The 19,250-nt window shown below is 72.4% G+C and carries 18 protein-coding genes and 1 pseudogene; 12 read left to right on the top strand and 7 right to left on the bottom strand.

The features are described from left to right. Positions 1-13: 13 nt before the first annotated feature. Entirely contained in the window at positions 14-415 is a 402-nt protein-coding gene (locus tag ACIBL4_RS03500; RefSeq protein WP_399406053.1) for a RidA family protein, read from the bottom strand. Between the two features lie 122 nt (positions 416-537). Between ACIBL4_RS03500 and ACIBL4_RS03495 the strand changes: the two genes are divergently transcribed. Next, positions 538-918 carry a winged helix-turn-helix transcriptional regulator gene (locus tag ACIBL4_RS03495; protein WP_399406051.1) on the top strand — a complete coding sequence of 127 codons (381 nt, stop codon included), beginning with the start codon at positions 538-540 and terminating at the stop codon, positions 916-918. A gap of 23 nt (positions 919-941) precedes the next feature. Here the strand turns inward: ACIBL4_RS03495 and ACIBL4_RS03490 are convergent, their stop codons facing one another. Next, positions 942-1,700: a CDP-alcohol phosphatidyltransferase family protein gene (locus ACIBL4_RS03490; protein WP_399406049.1), complete on the bottom strand. Its 759-nt coding sequence runs from the start codon at positions 1,698-1,700 to the stop codon at positions 942-944. Positions 1,701-1,808: 108 nt separating this feature from the next. Between ACIBL4_RS03490 and ACIBL4_RS03485 the strand changes: the two genes are divergently transcribed. The 5 genes and pseudogenes from ACIBL4_RS03485 to ACIBL4_RS03465 form a co-directional block, all read left to right on the top strand. After that, positions 1,809-2,789 carry a zinc-binding alcohol dehydrogenase gene (locus ACIBL4_RS03485; RefSeq protein WP_399406047.1) on the top strand — a complete coding sequence of 327 codons (981 nt, stop codon included), beginning with the start codon at positions 1,809-1,811 and terminating at the stop codon, positions 2,787-2,789. Positions 2,790-2,927: 138 nt separating this feature from the next. Then, a complete protein-coding gene (locus tag ACIBL4_RS03480) occupies positions 2,928-3,326 on the top strand; it encodes a 6-carboxytetrahydropterin synthase (RefSeq protein WP_010043117.1) in 399 nt (132 codons plus the stop codon). Then, positions 3,323-4,528: a glycosyltransferase family 4 protein gene (locus ACIBL4_RS03475; protein ID WP_399406045.1), complete on the top strand. Its 1,206-nt coding sequence runs from the start codon at positions 3,323-3,325 to the stop codon at positions 4,526-4,528. The genes ACIBL4_RS03480 and ACIBL4_RS03475 overlap by 4 nt, the downstream gene beginning before the upstream one ends. 350 nt (positions 4,529-4,878) lie before the next feature. Then, positions 4,879-5,844, top strand: coding sequence for a class I SAM-dependent methyltransferase (locus ACIBL4_RS03470; RefSeq protein ID WP_399406558.1), 966 nt, complete (start codon positions 4,879-4,881; stop codon positions 5,842-5,844). Then, positions 5,841-6,863: pseudogene (locus tag ACIBL4_RS03465) on the top strand (lysylphosphatidylglycerol synthase transmembrane domain-containing protein); the annotation flags it as partial. The gene ACIBL4_RS03470 and the pseudogene ACIBL4_RS03465, both read left to right, overlap by 4 nt. A 155-nt stretch (positions 6,864-7,018) precedes the next feature. Here ACIBL4_RS03465 and ACIBL4_RS03460 read toward each other — a convergent pair. Continuing rightward, entirely contained in the window at positions 7,019-7,747 is a 729-nt protein-coding gene (locus tag ACIBL4_RS03460; RefSeq protein ID WP_399406043.1) for a creatininase family protein, read from the bottom strand. Between the two features lie 41 nt (positions 7,748-7,788). Between ACIBL4_RS03460 and ribA the strand changes: the two genes are divergently transcribed. From ribA to ACIBL4_RS03445, 3 genes are all read left to right on the top strand, one after another. Further along, positions 7,789-8,448, top strand: a complete 660-nt coding sequence (gene ribA / locus ACIBL4_RS03455) for a GTP cyclohydrolase II (RefSeq protein WP_399406041.1) — start codon at positions 7,789-7,791, stop codon at positions 8,446-8,448. Between the two features lie 147 nt (positions 8,449-8,595). After that, on the top strand, positions 8,596-9,657 hold the full coding sequence (locus ACIBL4_RS03450; protein ID WP_399406039.1) for a saccharopine dehydrogenase: 1,062 nt from the start codon (positions 8,596-8,598) through the stop codon (positions 9,655-9,657). Beyond that, complete coding sequence (locus ACIBL4_RS03445) at positions 9,647-10,804, top strand: saccharopine dehydrogenase family protein (RefSeq protein ID WP_399406037.1); 1,158 nt, start codon at positions 9,647-9,649, stop codon at positions 10,802-10,804. Before ACIBL4_RS03450 ends, ACIBL4_RS03445 begins: the two co-directional genes overlap by 11 nt. Positions 10,805-10,810: 6 nt before the next feature. On the opposite strand, the gene ACIBL4_RS03440 is transcribed toward ACIBL4_RS03445, so the two are convergent. Then, positions 10,811-12,043 carry a serine hydrolase domain-containing protein gene (locus tag ACIBL4_RS03440; protein ID WP_399406035.1) on the bottom strand — a complete coding sequence of 411 codons (1,233 nt, stop codon included), beginning with the start codon at positions 12,041-12,043 and terminating at the stop codon, positions 10,811-10,813. Positions 12,044-12,298: 255 nt separating this feature from the next. Between ACIBL4_RS03440 and ACIBL4_RS03435 the strand changes: the two genes are divergently transcribed. Next, complete coding sequence (locus ACIBL4_RS03435; RefSeq protein WP_399406033.1) at positions 12,299-12,709, top strand: VOC family protein; 411 nt, start codon at positions 12,299-12,301, stop codon at positions 12,707-12,709. Positions 12,710-12,749: 40 nt separating this feature from the next. On the opposite strand, the gene ACIBL4_RS03430 is transcribed toward ACIBL4_RS03435, so the two are convergent. Continuing rightward, on the bottom strand, positions 12,750-14,108 hold the full coding sequence (locus ACIBL4_RS03430) for an MFS transporter (RefSeq protein WP_399406031.1): 1,359 nt from the start codon (positions 14,106-14,108) through the stop codon (positions 12,750-12,752). A gap of 175 nt (positions 14,109-14,283) precedes the next feature. Beyond that, a complete protein-coding gene (locus ACIBL4_RS03425) occupies positions 14,284-14,955 on the bottom strand; it encodes a TetR/AcrR family transcriptional regulator (protein ID WP_399406029.1) in 672 nt (223 codons plus the stop codon). A gap of 141 nt (positions 14,956-15,096) precedes the next feature. On the opposite strand from ACIBL4_RS03425, the gene ACIBL4_RS03420 reads away from it, so the two are divergent. Further along, a complete protein-coding gene (locus ACIBL4_RS03420; protein ID WP_399406027.1) occupies positions 15,097-15,972 on the top strand; it encodes a shikimate dehydrogenase in 876 nt (291 codons plus the stop codon). Between the two features lie 14 nt (positions 15,973-15,986). Then, a complete protein-coding gene (locus ACIBL4_RS03415; RefSeq protein ID WP_399406025.1) occupies positions 15,987-17,792 on the top strand; it encodes a bifunctional sugar phosphate isomerase/epimerase/4-hydroxyphenylpyruvate dioxygenase family protein in 1,806 nt (601 codons plus the stop codon). On the opposite strand, the gene ACIBL4_RS03410 is transcribed toward ACIBL4_RS03415, so the two are convergent. Beyond that, entirely contained in the window at positions 17,779-19,245 is a 1,467-nt protein-coding gene (locus ACIBL4_RS03410) for a membrane-associated oxidoreductase (RefSeq protein ID WP_399406023.1), read from the bottom strand. The genes ACIBL4_RS03415 and ACIBL4_RS03410 overlap by 14 nt on opposite strands. Positions 19,246-19,250: the final 5 nt, after the last annotated feature.

Genomic DNA, 19,250 nt, shown 5'->3' with positions numbered 1-19,250 from the left:
CCCGCTCCCCAACTCACGCGGGCAGCTTCGTGTCGATCACAGCGCTGATCTCCACCGCCTGCCCGGGGAAGGTGAGTTCGGTGACGCCCAGGGCCGTGCTGACCGGGCGGTGGGTACCGAAGTACGCCCGGTTGCCCTCCGCCACCGCGTCGGCGTTCTTCACCAGGTCCACCACGTACAGCGTCTGGGAGACGATCTGGTTGCGCGTGACGCCGTAGTGGGCCAGCACCTTGTCGATGTTGGTGTAGGTCCCCGCCAGTTGAGTGGCGAAGTCGTCCTCGGGGCGGAAATCGCCCGCCTCGTCGAACGAGAGCTGTCCGGAGACGTGGATCAGATCGCCGGACCTGATCGCCTGCGCGTAGCCGAAGTGGCTCTCCGCCGCGATGGCGTGGTCGTAGACATCGATCGTGGTCATGGTTCCCGTCCTTGCGTTCCTTCGGTCGAGCGCGAATACACGCTCTCTTGCGGTTACTCGGAAACCGTAGGAGAGTCTGTGCCGACCTGGAAGAACGCACTTTTCAGTGACTGGGGAACCAGATGGTGACCAAGCAGTTGAGGGACCTGCCGGAGAACGCGGATCTGCGGCGGGCCGACTCCCTGGCGCGGGAGATCTTCTCGGACGTGGCCAACAAGTGGGCGCTGCTGATCATCGAGGCCCTCGGTGAAGGCACCCTGCGCTTCAGCGAGTTGCGCAACGAGGTCGAGGGCGTCAGCCACAAGATGCTCACGCAGAACCTGCGGATGCTGGAGCGCAACGGCCTGGTCGACCGGAAGGTGCACCCCACCGTGCCGCCGAAGGTCGAGTACACGCTCACCGAACCGGGCCGGGCCCTGCGCGCCACCGTCGACCTGATCTGCGGCTGGACCCATGAGTACCTCGGCCACATCGAGTCGGCGCGCGACCGGTTCGACGCCTGACCGGCAGGGGCGTCAGATCGCGATCAGCTCGCGACCAGTTCCCGCACCTGCCGCCGGGCCGGGGTCTTCTCGACCCGCGAGGTCCGGTACAGCCACAGCACATCCCGTCCGAACGACCACACCAGCAGGCCCAGGGCCAGGGCCGCGACCGCGAAGTTGGCCGCGTACGGCAGCAGATCGGCGCCCGCCAGCAGCAGAAGCACGCCCTGGAGCGCCGCAACCGTCTTGCGGGCGGTGCTCGGCGGGAGCGCGGCGGTCAGCCAGGGCCAGACGCGGGCGGCGGCGACGAAGACGTACCGCATCCCACCGATCAGCAGTACCCACGGGCCCAGTTGCATCGACACGTACACGCTCAGCACCAGGATCAGGAACGCGTCGACCTCCATGTCGAAGCGCGCGCCCAGCGGGGTCGAGGTGCCGGTACGGCGGGCCACCTTGCCGTCGACACCGTCGAGGATCAGCGCCACCGCCGTCAGACCGACGAACAGCGACACGGGCGGCGAGCTCTGGAAGGAGTCCGCGACCAGCGCGGTGACCCCGCCGACGAGGGTGGCCCGGCCGAGGGTGACCCGGTTCGCCGCGCCGAACGAACGCAGCCGGGAGCGGTGCAGGGCCCGCGAGAGCACCGCCCAGGTGGCGATCGCGAACGCGAGGCCGGTCAGCCAGCCCGCCGGCCCCATCCCGATCGCCGTACCGATCAGGGCCAGCAGCAGGATCTGCACTCCCGCCCCCAGGGCGGTCTCCTGCTGGAGCCTCGCGTCGTAAGTGTTGTTCAGGGCCACCGAACACCCTCCGGCCGTGTGACAGAGTCGATCAACGCCGCTACCTTGTGCGCGGCCTGTGCACCCCTCGGTACGCAAGCAGCTTCCCGATCGTTCAGGAGGACTTCGATGAAGCACACCGGACGCGCGTTCTGGATCGACTCGCCTGGGCGAGGCGGCATCCGGGACGTCAGTCTGCCGGAGCCCGGTGAGGGAGAGGTGCTGGTCCGCGCCCTGTACTCCGGCGTGAGCCGTGGCACGGAGACGCTGGTCTTCCGCGGCGGCGTACCGGAAACCCAGCACACGGCCATGCGGGCGCCGTTCCAGGAGGGCGACTTCCCGGGCCCGGTGAAGTACGGCTACCTCAACGTCGGCGTGGTGGAGCAGGGGCCCGACGCCCTCGTCGGCCGTACGGTGTTCTGCCTCTACCCGCACCAGACTCGCTACGTCGTCCCGGCGAGCGCCGTCACACCCGTACCGGACACCGTGCCGGCCGAACGGGCCGTGCTCGCGGGGACCGTGGAGACCGCCGTCAACGCCCTGTGGGACGCCGCGCCCCTGGTCGGCGACCGGATCGCCGTGGTCGGCGGGGGCATGGTCGGCTCCTCGGTGGCCGCCCTGCTCGCCCGGTTCCCCGGCGTGCGCGTCCAGTTGGTCGACGCCGACCCGGGCCGGGCGGACATCGCCAAGGCCCTGGGCGTCGGCTTCGCCTCTCCCGAGGACGCCCTCGGCGAGTGCGACCTGGTCGTCCACGCCAGCGCCACCGAGCAGGGCCTCGCCCGGTCCCTGGAACTCCTCACCGCCGAAGGGACCGTGCTCGAACTGAGCTGGTACGGCGACCGGCACGTGAGCCTGCCGCTCGGCGAGGCCTTCCACTCCCGGCGGCTCGTCATCCGCTCCAGCCAGGTCGGCACGGTCTCCCCGGCCCGGCCCGGCCGCACCTACGCCGACCGGCTCGCCCTCGCCCTGGACCTGCTCGCTGACCCGGCCCTCGACGCCCTCGTCACCGGCGAATCCGCCTTCGAGGACCTGCCGGACGTGCTGCCGAAGCTCGCCTCCGGCGAGATCCCCGCCCTGTGCCACCGCGTCCGCTATGACGAGAGCGCCTGACCTGAGAGAAGGCGAGAGCGCCTGACCTGAGAAAAGACGTGGCGGAGGCTGAACAGGGGAAGGGAAGCAGCCGTAATACACGGCATCCCCGGCAGCTGGAGCGGGGGAGCAGACGCGCCGCACCTGGAGGGTCGTCCGTTGTTCAGCATCACCGTCCGCGATCACATCATGATCGCCCACAGCTTCCGCGGCGAGGTCTTCGGACCGGCGCAGCGCCTGCACGGGGCCACCTTCCTCGTGGACGCCACGTTCCGGCGCGAACAGCTGGACGAGGACAACATCGTCGTCGACATCGGCCTGGCGACCCAGGAACTGGGGGCGGTGGTCAGCGAGCTCAACTACCGCAACCTCGACAACGAGCCCGACTTCGCCGGGGTCAACACCTCCACGGAGTTCCTCGCCAAGGTCATCGCCGACCGGCTCGCCGAGCGCATCCACAAGGGCGCGCTGGGCGAGGGCGCCAAGGGCATCGCGGGCCTGACCGTCACCCTGCACGAGTCACACATCGCGTGGGCGAGTTACGAGCGTGCGCTGTGACCGACACGACGATCGAACGGCCCGGGCAGAGCGGACCGGCGCCCGCGCGGCTGAATTATGTTCCCGTGCAGCACGCCACCCTGAAGAACGCCGAGATCATCCCCATGTCCCTGCGCACCGTGCACTTCGTGCTGCCGGGCGGCGTCGACGACCCGGCGACGCCGAGCGGGGGCAACGCCTACGACCGGCGCGTGTGCCTGGACCTGCCCGGCTTCGGCTGGCAGGTCACCAAGCACGCCGTGTCCGGTGACTGGCCCCGGCCCAGGGCGGCGGCCCGTACGGAACTCGCCCATACCCTGAGCGGCCTGCCCGACGGTGCCGTCGTCCTGCTCGACGGGCTGGTCGCCTGCGGCGTCCCGGAGATCGTCGTGCCGGAGGCGGAACGGTTGCGCATGGTCGTTCTCGTCCATCTCCCGCTCGGCGACGAGACCGGGCTCGACCCGGCCGTGGCCGCGGAACTCGACGCCAGGGAGCGGGCGGTGCTGCGGGCGGTACCGGCGGTGGTCGCCACCAGCGACTGGGCGGTCCGCCGCCTGGTCGCCCACCACGGCCTGCCCCCCGAGCGGGTGCACGTCGCCGCCCCCGGCGCCGACATCGCGCCGCTCGCGCCCGGCACCGACGGTGTCTCACGACTGCTGTGCGTGGCCGCAGTGACCCCGCGCAAGGGACAGCACCGGCTGGTGGAGGCGCTGGCCTCGGTGGCCGACCTGCCGTGGAGCTGTGTGTGCGTCGGCAGTCTCACCCAGGACCCGGAGTACGTCGCCCATCTGCGGTCCCTCATCGCCGAGCACGGTCTTCAGGACCGGCTGGAGCTGGCGGGTCCGCAGTCCGGCGCCGCACTCGACGCCAGTTACGCCACCGCCGACCTGATGGTCCTCACCTCCTACGCCGAGACGTACGGCATGGCCGTGACCGAGGCCCTGGCGCGCGGCATCCCGGTCATGGCCACGGACGTCGGCGGACTCCCCGAGGCGGTCGGCCGCGCCCCCGACGGCGGCGTGCCCGGCATCCTCGTCCCGCCGGAGAACCCGGCCGCCATCGCCGCGGAGCTGCGCTGCTGGTTCGGCGAGGCGGACGTACGCCGTCGCCTGAAGGGCGCCGCCCGCAGCCGCCGCGCCGCCCTCGGCGGCTGGGCGACGACCGCACAGAGTTTGGCGGCGGTACTGCGCCGGCTCCCGACCGACCCCCGGAGGGCCGTATGACGAACCCGGTGACGACCCAGCAGAACGGGACGATCCCGGCCCAGCCCGGACCTAGGGCGGCTGCCGAGGCGATGAGTGGCGTGATTCCGGGCGCGGGCCCGAACGGGAAGCCCGGGCCTGACCCGTCGGCCCGGTCGGCGGATGCGGCGCTCCCGGGCGTGGGCCCCGGCGGGCCGTCCGCCTGGTCGGCGGGCGCGGTGGTGTCGGGTGCGGGCTCCGGTGGGCAGTCGGCCCGAACGGCGGGCACGGTGGTGCCGGACGTGGGCCCTGGCGCGCAGGACGTCCGGTCGGCGGACGCCGTGGCTCGGGGCGTGGGCTCCGGCGGGCAGTCTGCCGAGGCGGCGGATGCCGTGGTCGCCGGCTCGGCCCGCAGTGGCCGACCCGGACCGGGGCAGGCCGCGGACGTGGTCATCCCGGGTGCCGGGCCCAGTGGGAATCCCGGTGCGCGGCCCACCGTGAAGCTGCGTGAGGCCGATCCGGACGATCCGCCCCGTTACGCGCCCGAGTGGCTGGAGTTGCGGGAGCCGGCCGATGCCGCCGCGCGGGCGCACGATCTGCTCGACCCCTTGCGGATCCGGCTCGCCAACCTGCCGGGCAGGTCCGGCGGGGTCGTCATCCACGACCTCGGGTGCGGTACCGGCTCGATGGGCCGCTGGCTCGCCCCCTGCCTGGACGGCGCCCAGCACTGGATCCTGCACGACCGCGACCCCTATCTGCTGCACTTCGCCGCCGTCGCCTCCCCGCGCTCCGCGGCCGACGGCAGCCGGGTCACCGTGGAGACGCGGCGCGGTGACGTCGCCCGCCTCACCGCCGACGCCCTGCACGGCGCGTCCCTGGTGACGGCGTCCGCACTGCTGGACGTCCTCACCCGCGAGGAGATCGACGCCCTCGCCGCCGCCTGCGCGGGAGCCGGCTGCCCGGCCCTGCTCACGCTGTCCGTCGCCGGCCGGGTGGAACTGACGCCGTCCCACCCGCTGGACTCGGAGATCGCCCAGGCGTTCAACGACCACCAGCGCCGTGACGGTCTGCTCGGTCCCGACGCGGTGACGGCGGCGACCGAGGCGTTCTCCGAGCACGGCGCGACGGTGCGGCTGCATCCGAGCCCCTGGCGGCTCGGCCCCGAGCAGGCCGCGCTCACCGGGCAGTGGCTGCGCGGCTGGGTCGGCGCCGCAGTCGAGCAGCGCCCCGAACTGCGCGCCCGCGCCGACGCGTATCTGGCCGAACGTCTGGCCGCCTGCGCCGCCGGCCAGTTGCGCGTCACGGTCCACCACACCGATCTCTTGGCACTGAACCGCCCGGCGGGCGGAGCGTCATGAGCCCGCAGGCGACGGGAACGACGCAGGTGCCGCGGGGCGCGCTGACGGCCGTGTGCGAGCGGCCGGCGCCCGTCGACGCGGAGTGGCTGCCGGAAACCGGCGGTGACACGGCTCCGTTCACTGAGTCAGTCGCCCCCTGCGACAATGCGGCCGCCGTCTCGTCGCCCCGTCGCCCGATCCGTACCGCCCTGGCGCGCCTCGGCTCCCCCAAGGTCCGTACGCATCTCGGCACCCTCGCCGGGGTCGTCATCCTCGGCGTACTGCTCTGGCGGCTCGGCACGGGCGTCTTCCTGGACGGGCTGGCCCGGATCGACACCGTGTCGGTGCTGCTCGCACTCGGCATCGGGCTCGTCACCACCGTGTTCAGTGCCTGGCGCTGGGCGCTCGTGGCCCGCAGCCTCAGGATCCGGCTGCCGTTCGGGCCGGCCGTCGCCGACTACTACCGTGCGCTGTTCCTGAACGCGGCGCTGCCCGGCGGTGTGCTCGGCGACGTGCACCGGGCGGTGCGGCACGGCCAGAGCGAGGGGGACGTACGGCGGGGTGTGAAGGCCGTCGTCCTCGAACGGGCCGCCGGACAGATCGCGTTGTTCGCGCTGGGAGCCGTGGTCCTGCTGACCATGCCGTCCCCGGTGCTGGCGCAGGCCCGGCACATCGCCCCGCTCGCCGTTCTGGCCGCACTCGGCGCGGTCGCCGTCGTCCTCGCCCTGCGCATGAACCGCCCGGCGCCCTCCCGCCGGGGCCGGGCGCTGCGTGCCCTGCTCACCGAGGCCCGCGAAGGACTGCTGTCCCGCCGCAACGGGCCGGGAGTCGTCGTCTCCTCGGTGGTCGTCCTGGCAGGCTATGTCGCGATGTTCGTCCTCGCCGCCCGCGTCGCCGGAGCCGCCGCCTCCGTGGCCGTACTGGTGCCGCTCGCGGTACTCGCGCTGCTGGCCATGGGCCTGCCGCTGAACGTCGGCGGCTGGGGGCCGAGGGAGGGCGTCACCGCCTGGGCGTTCGGCGCCGCGGGCCTGGGCGCCGGCCGGGGACTCGCCGTCGCGGTCGTCTACGGGGTGCTCAGCCTCGTGGCGAGCCTGCCCGGCCTGATCGTGCTGGTCGCCCGCTGGTACGCCGGCCTGCGGGCCGGATCCCGGTCCGCCGCACCGGCCGCTGGACCCGGTCCCGCGACCGGGTCCGACTACCCGTCGGAGGTCAGCAGCGAGAAATACGCCCCGAAGGAATCCGCCAGACTCGCCAGGAGTTCCTTCCCCTTTTCCGCCGAACCCAGCGAAGGACGGCCGATGACACCGGAATCGGTATAACCGGACATGCCGAGGGTGAGCAGATGACGCCGGTCGTCAGCGACGAAATCGGAAGTCTCATAACCGGGTCGGAGCATTTCGGGATGAGCGTGCAGAAGGATGGAGGTCTCTATTTCCCCCGCGTGCATGTCGGTGAGCAGCGAGGCGACCACACCCGCCCGCTTTCGCGCCGCCTCCCAGTCCTCCGGGGCCGGGAACAGCGCCATCCGCTCGCCGCGGGCGGAGGATTCCTGAACGACGTTGCCCAGTACGTAGTTTCCGCCGTGCCCGTTGACCACCACCAGGGCGTCGACGCCGGACCGGCTCAGCGAAGCCGCTATGTCCCGTACCACCGCATGAAGGGTCACCGAGGAGATGCTCACGGTCCCCGGCCAGGCCGCGTGCTCGTGCGAGCACGAGATCGTCACCGGAGGAAGGAGGTGCACCGGGTACGCGCCGGCTATCTCCCGCGCGACGGCACAGGCGACGAGCGTGTCGGTCGCCAGCGGAAGATACGGACCGTGCTGCTCGAAGCTGCCCACGGGAAGCACCGCGACCTGCCGTGAGACACCGGAGCTCCGCGTCCGTACGTCTTCCGTGGTGTCCGCCGGCACCAAGTCACTCATAACGTCACGGCCTTTCGTCTCTGCTTAGGAACTCGAGAATCATGACAGAAAAAATTGGCGTACTCGGCAAGAAGTCACCGCAGCGGACCGGCGTGGAACGCGTCGTGAATGCGCCCTTGCCCACCGTGTACGGGAATTTCCAGGCGGTCGGCTACCTGGACCACGACCGCGGTGACGAACAGGTGGCGCTGGTCTACGGCGACCTCGGCACCGACGACGTGCTCATCCGGCTGCACTCGGAGTGCCTGACCGGTGACGCCTTCGGCTCGCAGCACTGCGAGTGCGGTGACCAGCTCGACGCCGCCCTGCGCGCGGTCGTCGCCGAGGGCGCCGGTGTCGTGGTCTACCTCAGAGGGCATGAAGGCCGTGGTATCGGCCTGCTCGCCAAGCTGCGTGCGATGGCCCTCCAGGCGGAGGGTCTGGACACCGTCGAGGCCAACCTCGCTCTCGGTCTGCCGGTGGACGCCCGTGACTACGGTGTGGCCGCCCGGATCCTCGACGACCTGGGCGTCAAGTCCGTGCGGCTGATGTCCAACAACCCGCGCAAGCGGGAGGCGCTGGTGAACCACGGCATCGAGGTCGCCGAGCAAGTGCCGCTGCTGATCCCGCCGTGCGAGAACAACATCACCTATCTGCGGACCAAGCGGGAGCGCCTCGACCACCACCTGCCCCACCTCGACGCGGTGGTCAGCTCCTCCTGAGACGCCGGGGCGGTTCCGGAGCCCCTTCGACGTGACCCGGGCGCATGCGTGCGCGATTCGCGGGCGGGCCGCGTACGCTGCGGGGACATCCGTCCCTTGAGCGCCGGCCGTCACGGCCGGCGCCTCACGTCCGGAGGCCCACCTGGTATGACCGAGCTCCATCTGTGGCTGCGCCACGAGGACCGAACCACCGAGCGGCGCACGCCGGTCGTGCCCGACGACGCCCGGCGGCTCGTCGAGCATGGAGTGGTACTGACCGTCGAGGACTCCCCGCAGCGGGTCTTCCCGACCGAGGAGTACGCGGCGGCCGGCTGCCGTGTCGCGCCCGCCGGCTCCTGGGTGTCGGCCCCGCCGGACGCCGTCGTGCTCGGCCTGAAGGAACTGCCCGAGGAGCCGGCCGAGCTGACGCACCGACACATCTTCTTCGGCCACGCCTACAAGGGACAGCCCGGGGCGGCCGGCCTGCTGCGCCGGTTCGCCGCCGGGGGCGGGGCGCTGTTCGACCTGGAGTACCTGGTGGACGACACCGGCCGGCGCCTCGCCGCCTTCGGGTTCTGGGCCGGCTACCTGGGCGCGGCCCTCGCCGTGCTCCAGCACCGCGGCCGGCTGCGGGCACCGCTGACGCCCACGACGAAGGAGGCCCTGGACGAGACGCTGAAGCCCGCCGCGGACGACGCCGAGTTCACCGGCCTGGTCATCGGCGCCCTGGGACGCAGCGGCCGCGGCGCCCGTGCGGCCTTCGCCACCGCCGGTGCGGACCCGACGTGCTGGGACCTCGCCGAGACCCGCGACCTGGACCGCCGCGCCCTGCTGGAGCACGACGTGATGGTGAACGCGGTGCTCGCCACCAGCCCCGTCCCGCCCTTCCTCCGCGAGCAGGACCTCGACATCCCGGAGCGCCGCCTGCGCACCCTGTGCGACGTCACGTGCGACGTCGGCTCCCCGCTCAACGTCCTTCCGGTGTACGACGAGACCACCGACTGGGACGAGCCCGTCCGCCGGCTGCGCGAGGACCCGCCGCTCGACCTGATCGCCATCGACAACCTGCCCTCCCTGCTGCCGCTGGAGTCCAGCGCCGACTTCTCCGCCGCCCTCCTGCCCCACCTGCTCGACTTCGGCGTCAGCGGGCCCTGGGGACGCTGCCTGGACCGGTTCCGTCAGGCATGCCGCGAACACGGCCTCGACCAGGGGGAGACCCTTGACCACTGACCCGGTCCCCGCGAGCGGCACCGTCCACTGGATCGGCGCCGGCCTGTCCACGGGCAGCGGTCTGGCCGCGCTGTGCGACACCGCCGAGCGCGTACGGCTCTGGCACCGCACCGAGGGCCGCGCGGCCGACGCCCTCGACCGGCTGGGCCTCGCCGGCCGGGCCGAGCCCCGCGCGTACACGCTGCCCGCCCTCGCCGCCGAACTGGCGCCCGGCGACGTCGTGGTGTCCATGCTGCCCGCCCCGGAGCACGCGCCGCTGCTCGCCGAGTGTGTCCGGCTCGGCGCGCACTTCGCCTGCTCGAGCTATGTGTCCCAGGCGGTCCTCGACCAGGTGCCCGCCGCGCAGAACGCCGGGGTCATCGTACTCACCGAGGCGGGACTCGACCCGGGCATCGATCATCTCTTCGCCCACGCCCTCGTCGCCCGCGCGCGGGAGGCCGTCGGGGACGAGACGCCCGCCTCGTACAGCCTCACCTCGTACTGCGGTGGCGTCCCGGCCGTCCCGAACGACTTCACGTACCGGTTCAGCTGGGCACCGGCGGGGGTCCTCAACGCCCTGCGTTCCCCGGCCCGTTACATCGAGGGCGGCGCCGAGACGGTGGCCGACCACCCGTGGGAGGCGACCCGGCGGCACGTCGTCGACGGGGAGACCTTCGAGGTCTACCCCAACCGCGACAGCGTCCCCTTCGTCGAGCAGTACGGACTGCCGGACGCCTGGACACCGCGCACGTTCGTCCGCGGCACCCTGCGTCTGGAGGGCTGGCTGCGCGCCTGGGACGGCGTGTTCGAGGAGCTGAAGCGGGGCGACGACGCCCGGATCGCCGCCCTGGCCCAGGAGTTGGCCGCCGCGTACCCCACCACGGACGACGACCGCGACCGGGTCGTCCTCGCCGTGTCGCTGGACGTGCGGGCCGGGACCGGGCGGGCCTGGGCGGGCGGCTACCTCCTGGACCTGGTGGGCGACGCGCGGGAGAGCGCGATGGCCCGCTGCGTCTCGCGCACCCTCGCCCTGGGCGTTAGCCACGTCCTGGACGGCTCCCTCCCGCCGGGCCTGAACCGGGCCGCCGGGACGGCGGCACGGTCCGCACAGTGGCTGAGTGAACTCGCCCGGGACGGCGTCGAGTTCACACTCCGCGTCGACCAGTAGCGGGGGTCAGGCCGACACGGCCTCGTGGACGAACCTCTTGAGGTCCCGGAAGACCGTGTGCGAGGTCTTGGGCCGCACCTGCGTCATGAACTGCACCGTCAGATCGCGGCCCGGGTCGACCCAGAACGTGGTGGTGGCCACGCCGCTCCAGCCGTAGGCGCCGAGACCGGAGGGCGCCTGGGTGCGGGACGGGTCGATCACCACGGAGACGTTGAGCCCGAAGCCGACCCCCTCGTTGCCGGGCTCGTCGTGGGCCGGGCGGCTGCCGAAGGCACGCAGATCGGCGTTGCCGGGCAGGTGGTTGCGGGTCATCAGGTCCACGGTCTCGGGGGCGAGCAGCCGGACGCCGTCGAGTTCGCCCCGGCGGCGCAGCATCTCCATGAAGCGGTGGTAGTCGTGGGCGGAGGCCACCATGCCGCCGCTGCCGGACAGGAACCGCGGCCGGCCGCCGCGCAGCGGCAGCCCGGCGATCCGCTCGATGCCGCCGCCCTCCTTCTCCCCGTACATCTCGGAGAGCCGGGGCGCCTGCTCGTCCGTGACGTGGAACCCCGCGTCCGTCATGCCGAGTGGCCCGAAGATCCGCTCGGCGCAGAACACGTCGAGCGGCTGCCCCGACACGACCTCGATGAGCCGGCCCAGGACGTTGCTCGCCACCGAGTAGTTCCACTGCGTGCCCGGCTCGAACTGCAACGGCAGACTCGCGTACAGCTCGATCGTCTCGGCCAGGTCCGCGCCCGGCCGCACCGACGACTCCAGGCCGGCCTCGCGGTACAGGGCGTCCACGGGGTGGGTGTGGTAGAAGCCGAAGGTCAGGCCCGCGGTGTGGGTCATCAGGTGCCGGACGAGTATGGGGCCGGTGGCCGGGCGGGTTCTGACGTCGGCTCCGGAGCCCTCGACGTAGACCCGGGGGTTCGCGAAGGCCGGAAGGTGGTCGGCGACCGGGTCGTCCAGTGACAGCCGGCCCTCCTCCACCAGCAGCAGCGCGGCGACCGCGGTGACCGGCTTCGTCATGGAGTAGACCCGCCACAGCGTGTCCGGCTCGACGGGGCGCCCGGCCGCGATGTCGCGCAGGCCGTGCGTCGTGAGGTGGGCGACGCGTCCGCCGCGGGCGACGGACACGAGGAAGCCCGGCAGCCGGCCCTCCTCGACGAGACCGGCGAAGTGCCGGTCCAGGCGGCTCAGCGCCTTCGGATCCAGCCCGGCCTCACCCGGGTCGACCTCTTGCCGCAGCTGTGCCATCGCTCATCCTCCGTCGCGCTCGTCGAGGTGAGATCCGGCATACCCCGACCGGACCGCCTCAGACCCCATACTCGTGCAGGAACCATTCGTGATCATGTAGGAACGGCAACATCACGTGGGAACGGCCACCTGATCCAGCTTGTGCAGACCAAGGCCTAGGGCTGACGGCCGATGTCAGGCGGCGACCGGCCTCCTAGGCTGCGAGGCGGGTCGCCGCCGCAGCAGACCAGGACGCCACGAGAAGAAGAGGTCGCCATGCCCGTGAACGGTCGCAGTCACATCCGGATCGCCCGTCCCTCCCGCGACCTCGCGGCGGCCGAGCGGTTCTGGTGCGAGGGGCTCGGGCTGAGTGTCGTGTGGCGGTCCGAGGGCGGATCCGCACCGGGCCACCACGACCTGCTGATGCTCGGCTGGCCCGACGCCGACTGGCATCTGGAGCTCGTGTACGAGTCCGCCCGGCCGGTGGAGCCCCGCCCCACGGAGGAGGATCTGCTGGTCGTCTACGCCGGCGACCCGGTCCCGGACGAGCTGATCGCCCGCTTGGAGCGGCACGGCGGCAAGCGGGTCGAATCCCCCAACCCCTACTGGAACGAATGGGGCGTCACCATCGAGGACCCCGACGGCTACCGCCTGGTGCTGTGCCGCCGGGCCTGGTCCAACAGCTGACGGGACCCGCCGGGCCCGCGAGGACCCGGCGGGGAGTGGCTCAGGCCGTCACCTTCTCCGGCTCCGTGGTCGCCCGGGCGGCGCGTACGCCCAGCGCCTCCGTCGGAACCCGGTGCGTCTCGCGGGCCGACAGCGCGGCGATGACCGGCGGCACGCACAGGGCCGCCGTGAACAGGGCCACCGCCGACCAGTCGTCGCCGCCCGGACCCGCGATCCGCGCGGCGAACGTCACCGCGAAGCCGGCCGCCGCGAAGCCGATCTGCGTGCCGATGGCCACGCCGGACAGCCGGACCCGGGTCGTGAACATCTCGCCGTAGAAGGCGGGCCACACGCCGTTCGCGGCGCTGTAGACCACGCCGAAGCAGAGGATGCCCAGCAGGAAGGTGAGCGGGTACGAGCCGGTGGAGACGGCCCACAGGTACAGGAACATCGTCACCGCGCTGCCGGCCGCGCCGATCAGGTACACCGGGCGGCGGCCGATCCGGTCGGACAGGGTGGCCCACAGCGGGATCGCGGCGAGCGCGACGAGGTTGGCCAGGGCGCCCACCCACAGCATGGCGGTACGTGACATGCCGACCGCGTCGCTCGTGGCGTACGCCAGCGCCCACACCGTGAAGATGGTGCTGACCGAGGCGATGAGCGCGCCCCCGATCACCCGCAGTACGTCCGCCCAGTGCTCGCGCAGCAGCACCACCAGCGGCATCTTGACGACACCCTGCTCGGCGGCCTGCTGGGCGAAGGCCGGGGTCTCGTCCAGCCTGCGGCGGATGACGTAGCCGACGACGGCGACCGCGACGCTCAGCCAGAACGGCACCCGCCAGCCCCAGGACAGCAACTGGTCCTCGGGCATCGCGGCGACCGGGATGAAGACCAGCGTGGCCAGCAGCTGGCCGCCCTGCGTGCCGCTGAGGGTGAAGCTGGTGAAGAAGCCGCGCCGGCCCGGCGGCGCGTGTTCCAGCGTCATGGAGTTGGCGCTGGCCTGCTCACCCGCCGCCGAGATGCCCTGGAGCACCCGGCACAGCACGAGCAGGACCGGGGCGAGTGGGCCGACCTGGTCCCGGGTCGGCAGGCAGCCGATCAGGAACGTCGACAGGCCCATCAGCATCAGCGTGAAGACCATGATCTTCTTGCGGCCGAGCTTGTCGCCGAAGTGCCCGAGCACCAGGGCGCCGACCGGGCGGGCGGCGTACGCGACGCCGAACGTGGCCAGGGACAGCAGGGTCGCGGTGGCTGGGTCGGACTCGTCGAAGAACACCTCCGGGAAGATCAGCGCGGCGGCGCTGCCGTAGATGAAGAAGTCGTAGTACTCCAGGGCGCTGCCGATCCAGGCGGCGGTCGCGGCTTTCCTGGGCTGACCGGGCGGGGCGGCGGCCCCTCGGGGCATGGCGGGGACGGACACGGCGGCTCCTTAGCGGGCTCCACCATAGGCGGAGTGAACAGAGGGGAGAGCGAAGGGGAAGTGCCGGATCGCGGCTAATTAACCCACTGGATAGTTAGTAGGGGATGGCTAGGGATGCTGCGCCCGAGTGCCGCCGGTGTCAAGGGGTCGTGCGCCGGTGTTCGGCGCCGGACGGTCAGTCCGCCGCGCGCTCCGCCGTCAGATAGGCGATCACCATGTCGCCCAGCATGGCGCGGTAGTGCGCGCGCTGCGCCGGGTCGACCAGGTCACGGCCGAACAGCGCGCCGAAGGTGTGCCGGTTGGAGACCCGGAAGAAGCAGAAGGAGGAGATCATCGCGTGCAGGTCGACGGCGTCCACCTCCGCCGTGAACAGCCCTGACCTGCGGCCTTCCTCCAAGATGCGGCGGATCACGTCCAGGGCGGGGGAGCCGATCCTGCCCAGTTTCTCGGAAGCGGCGATGTGCTGGGCCTCGTGGATGTTCTCGATACTGACCAGGCGGATGAAGTCCGGGTGCTGCTCGTGGTGGTCGAAGGTCACCTCGGCGAGACGGCGGATGGCCGCCACCGGGTCCAGGTGCTCGACGTCGAGCTGCTGCTCGGCATCCCGGATCACGCCGTAAGCCCGTTCCAGCACGGCAGTGAACAGCTGTTCCTTGCCGCCGAAGTAGTAGTAGATCATCCGCTTCGTGGTGCGGGTGCGGGCGGCGATCTCGTCCACGCGGGCCCCGTCGTAGCCGGCCCGGGCGAACTCCTGCGTGGCGACGTCGAGGATCTCGGCCTGGGTGCGGGCGGCGTCACGGACGCGCTCGCGCTCGCCGGGACGGGCCGGTTCTTCGACGCTGGTCATCAGGTTCCTTCGGGCGGAGGGGCCGGTGCCGGTGATTCTAGGAGCAGGGGCCGGATCCCCCCGGGGCCTTTCCGTGGTCGAGCTCGGCTGATATAGCTAACGTACTAGTTCGTACATTAGTGACCCGCTCGGGAGGCCCGTGTGCCCAAGGACTCGTATCTCGTCGGACTGATCGGTTCCGGTATCGGCCCGTCGCTCAGCCCGGCACTGCACGAGCGGGAGGGCGACCGGCAGGGCCTGCGTCTGCTGTACCGGCTGATCGACATCGACCCGCTCGGGGTGGAGCCCGAGGCGGTGGGCGATCTGGTGCGGGCCGCCCGCGACCTCGGGTTCGACGGGCTCAACATCACGCATCCCTGCAAACAGCTCGTCGTCGAGCACCTGGACGCGCTCGCCCCGCAGGCCGAGGCGCTGGGCGCGGTCAACACCGTCGTCTTCGAGGACGGCCGCGCCGTCGGCCACAACACGGACGTCACCGGCTTCGCCGCGTCCTTCGCGCGCGGGCTGCCCGACGCGCGGCTGGAGCGGGTCGTGCAGCTGGGCGCCGGCGGCGCGGGTGCGGCCGTCGCGCACGCCCTGCTCACCCTCGGCGCCGAGCGGGTCACCGTCGTCGACGCCCTGCCCGAACGGGCCGCCGCCCTGGCCGACGCCCTGAACCGCGCCTTCGGCCAGGACCGTGCCGCCGCCGCGGCCCCGGACCGGCAGGCGCGGCTGCTCGCGCAGGCCGACGGCATCGTCCACGCCACACCGACCGGCATGGCGGCCCACCCCGGCCTGCCGCTGCCCGCCGAACTGCTCCATCCTGGGCTGTGGGTCGCCGAGGTCGTCTACCGCCCGCTGGAGACCGAACTGCTGCGCACCGCCCGCGCGCTGGGCTGCGCCACCCTCGACGGGGGCGGCATGGCCGCCTTCCAGGCCGCCGACGCGTTCCGCCTGTTCACCGGACGGGAACCCGACGCCGCGCGGATGCTGGCGGACCTGACCGAACTGGCCGGAGCCGTAGGGGCATCGAACTGAAGAGAGGTACCGACGTGCGTACGTCCATCGCCACCGTCTCCCTCAGCGGATCCCTCACCGAGAAGCTGACGGCCGCCGCCCGGGCCGGCTTCGACGGGGTGGAGATCTTCGAGAACGACCTGCTGGCCAGCCCCCTCACCCCCGAGGAGATCCGCGCCCGCTGCGCCGACCTCGGCCTCTCCATCGACCTGTACCAGCCGATGCGGGACATCGAGGCCGTCCCCGTGGACGAGTTCGCCCGGAACCTGCGGCGGGCCCGCCACAAGTTCGAGCTGATGCGCAGGCTGGGCGCCGACACGGTCCTCGTCTGCTCCAGCGTCTCCCCGCGGGCGGTGGACGACGACGCCCTCGCCGCCGAGCAGCTGAGCCGGCTCGCCGGCCTGGCCCAGGAGTTCGGCATCCGGGTGGCTTACGAGGCCCTGGCCTGGGGGCGGCACGTCAGTACGTACGACCACGCCTGGCGCATCGTCGAGTCGGCCGGGCATCCCGCCCTCGGCACCTGCCTGGACAGCTTCCACATCCTCTCGCGCGGCTCTGAACCCAAGGACCTCGAAGGCATTGCGGCCATCCCCGGCGAGAAGATCTTCTTCCTCCAGCTCGCCGACGCCCCGCTGCTCGCCATGGACGTCCTCCAGTGGAGCCGCCACTACCGCTGCTTCCCCGGCCAGGGCGGCTTCGACGTCGCCGGCCTGCTGCGGCACGTGCTGCGCACCGGCTACGACGGCCCGCTCTCCCTGGAGGTCTTCAACGACGTCTTCCGGCAGGCCGAGGCCGGTCCGACCGCCGTCGACGCCCGGCGTTCCCTGCTGGTCCTCCAGGAGACCGTGGGCCGGGCCGCCCTGCCCGAGCCCGTCGTCCCCACCGGCGTCGCCTTCGCCGAGCTGGTCACGCCCGACGCCGAGCCCCTCACCGCCCTGCTCGGCGCCCTCGGTTTCTCCCGCACCGCCCGCCATCGCGGCAAGCCCGTCGCCCTGTGGGAGCAGGGGGACGCCCGGATCCTCGTCAACACCGGGCCGATGGTCCGCCGCGACGGCACCCAGCTCGCCGCCGTCGGGCTGGAGTCACCGGACCCGGCCGCGGCGGCCCGGCGTGCCGAGGCGCTGCTGGCTCCCGTCCTGCCGCGCCGCCGGGCACCCGAGGACGCCCCGCTCGACGCGGTCGCCGCCCCCGACGGCACGGAGCTCTTCTTCTGCGCCACCGGCCGCCCGGACCTGCCCGACTGGCGGGCCGACTTCGAGGACACGGACCCGGCACCCGCGCCCGCGACCGTCCGTCGCATCGACCATCTCGCCCTCACCCAGCCCTGGCACCACTTCGACGAGGCGGCCCTCTTCCACCACGGTGTGCTCGGCCTGCACGCCCAGGAGAGCGTGGACGTCGCCGACCCCTACGGTCTGCTGCGCAGCCGCGCCGTCACCAACGCCGACGGCAGCGTCCGGATCGCCCTCACCGTCGGCCCCGCGCCCACGGACGACACCGTCCACGCCCAGCACATCGCCCTGGCCACCGACGACGTGGTCGCCTCGGCCCGCCGCTTCCGGGACGCCGGCGGCGCTCTGCTGCCCGTCCCGGCGAACTACTACGACGATCTCGCCGCCCGCTTCGAGTTGGCCGACGGCGAGCTGGAGACCTACCGCGACCTCGGCATCCTCTACGACCGCGACGCCCACGGCGTCTTCCGCCACTGCTACACCCGCACCGTCGGCCGCGTCTTCTTCGAACTGGTCCAGCGCGACGACGGCTACCGGGGCTACGGCGCCCCGAACGCCCCCGTCCGGCTGGCGGCACAGCACACGGCACGGGCACTCACTGGCGGCTGACCGACCGGGTGATGCCGGTGACGACCGTCGTCGCCAGGATCCAGCCCGTGAGCACCAGCGTGCAGGAGAGCCACTGGTATCCGCCGGTGGGAGCGAACGCGCCCTCCTGCCCGAAGGAGATCACCGGCAGCAGCAGGTCGAGCGTGTAGAAGACCGGGTTGAACTGCGGGGCCTCGTCCGCCTTCAGCGGCCGGGGGTGGTGCAGCGCGTAGGTCAGGGAGCCGATCGCCAGCAGGGACACCAGCCAGCCGGCGGCGCGCAGGGGCCGGAAGCCGTAGCCGACAGCCGCATCCTGGACGTAGCCCCACAACCGGCCGTACCACGGCAGGGTGGCGCGACGGCGGCGCTGCTTGGCGAGCTGGACGACGCGGGCGGCGTCGTCGTCGCCGATCCGGCGGTAGGCCGCGGTCAACTGCTCGTAGGCGTGCGGGACATAACCCTCGCGGTCCCGCTCCAGCATCGTCAGGCGCCGCTCGGCGGGTTCGTGCGGGGTGAGGGAGGCGTAGACGAGGCTGTTGAGCAGGACCTCCCCGGGGACCACGTCCGGTTCGAGAAACAGGACGTCCAGCTGGGCGCGGCGCAGGTTGAGGGCGCCCGCCATGGGCGGGCTTCTGCGCAGCCAGAGTTCCCCGACGGTGCAGCTGCTGGCGCGCAGCGCCGTGCCACCGGGGTTCGCCAGCCGCGCGTGGGAGAGATCGAGGCGGCCCGCGATCCGGGCGCCGCGCAGTCCGATCCAGCCGAGGACGTCCACGTCGCGCAGCAGGACGTCGCCTTCGACCGTGAGCGTCTCCGCGTCGAGGGCGGGCTCACCGGTACCGGCCTCCAGCCGCGCCCGGTTGAGGTCGATCGTCCCGGCGACCGAGGCACCCGTCAGGCGTACCTCGCCGCGGGTGCGCAGGTCCTGCGCCGACAGGCCGTCGCCGATGGTCACGTGGTTGAGCTGGAGCGCGGGTTGACCGACGGGCCGCTCATCGATATCGGCCCGGTCCATGAACAGCGCGCCGGAGATCTGCGCCCCGCCGAGCCGGACGGGCCCCTCGAACAGGCAGTCCGACAGGCGCAGCACGCCGTCCACGCGGAGGGTGGCGGCGTCCAGCCCGGGCAGGGCGGATTCGCGCAGGTTCAGCTGCCGCAGCCGCGCCCCGTACAGGACGGGGACGTGCTCGAAGTAGCAGCCGCTGAGGCGCACGGCGTGGTCGACCTCTCCGTACTTGAGGTCCAGCACGCCCGTGATCCGCGCGCCCGCCAGTCGGAGGGCGGCCGTCTCCCCGTCTTCCTGCGGGGCGCTCAGCAGCAGGGCCCGCACCACGGCCGCCCGTACGGTCCGTTCGGGTCCCCAGTCCGCGCCCCGCGCCGCGTCCTCGTCCGCCGACCGCCGGAAGTCGACGTCACCCCCGCGCGGAAAGGCCCGCCACACCCGCTCCTCGGCGGGTGTCATGTCCTCGATCTCCATCAGCG

Source organism: Streptomyces sp. NPDC050416, from assembly GCF_044458845.1.
Lineage (GTDB): Bacteria > Actinomycetota > Actinomycetes > Streptomycetales > Streptomycetaceae > Streptomyces.
The sequence above is the reverse complement of the archived record's forward strand: the minus strand, read 5'-3'. Positions and strand labels throughout refer to the sequence as shown.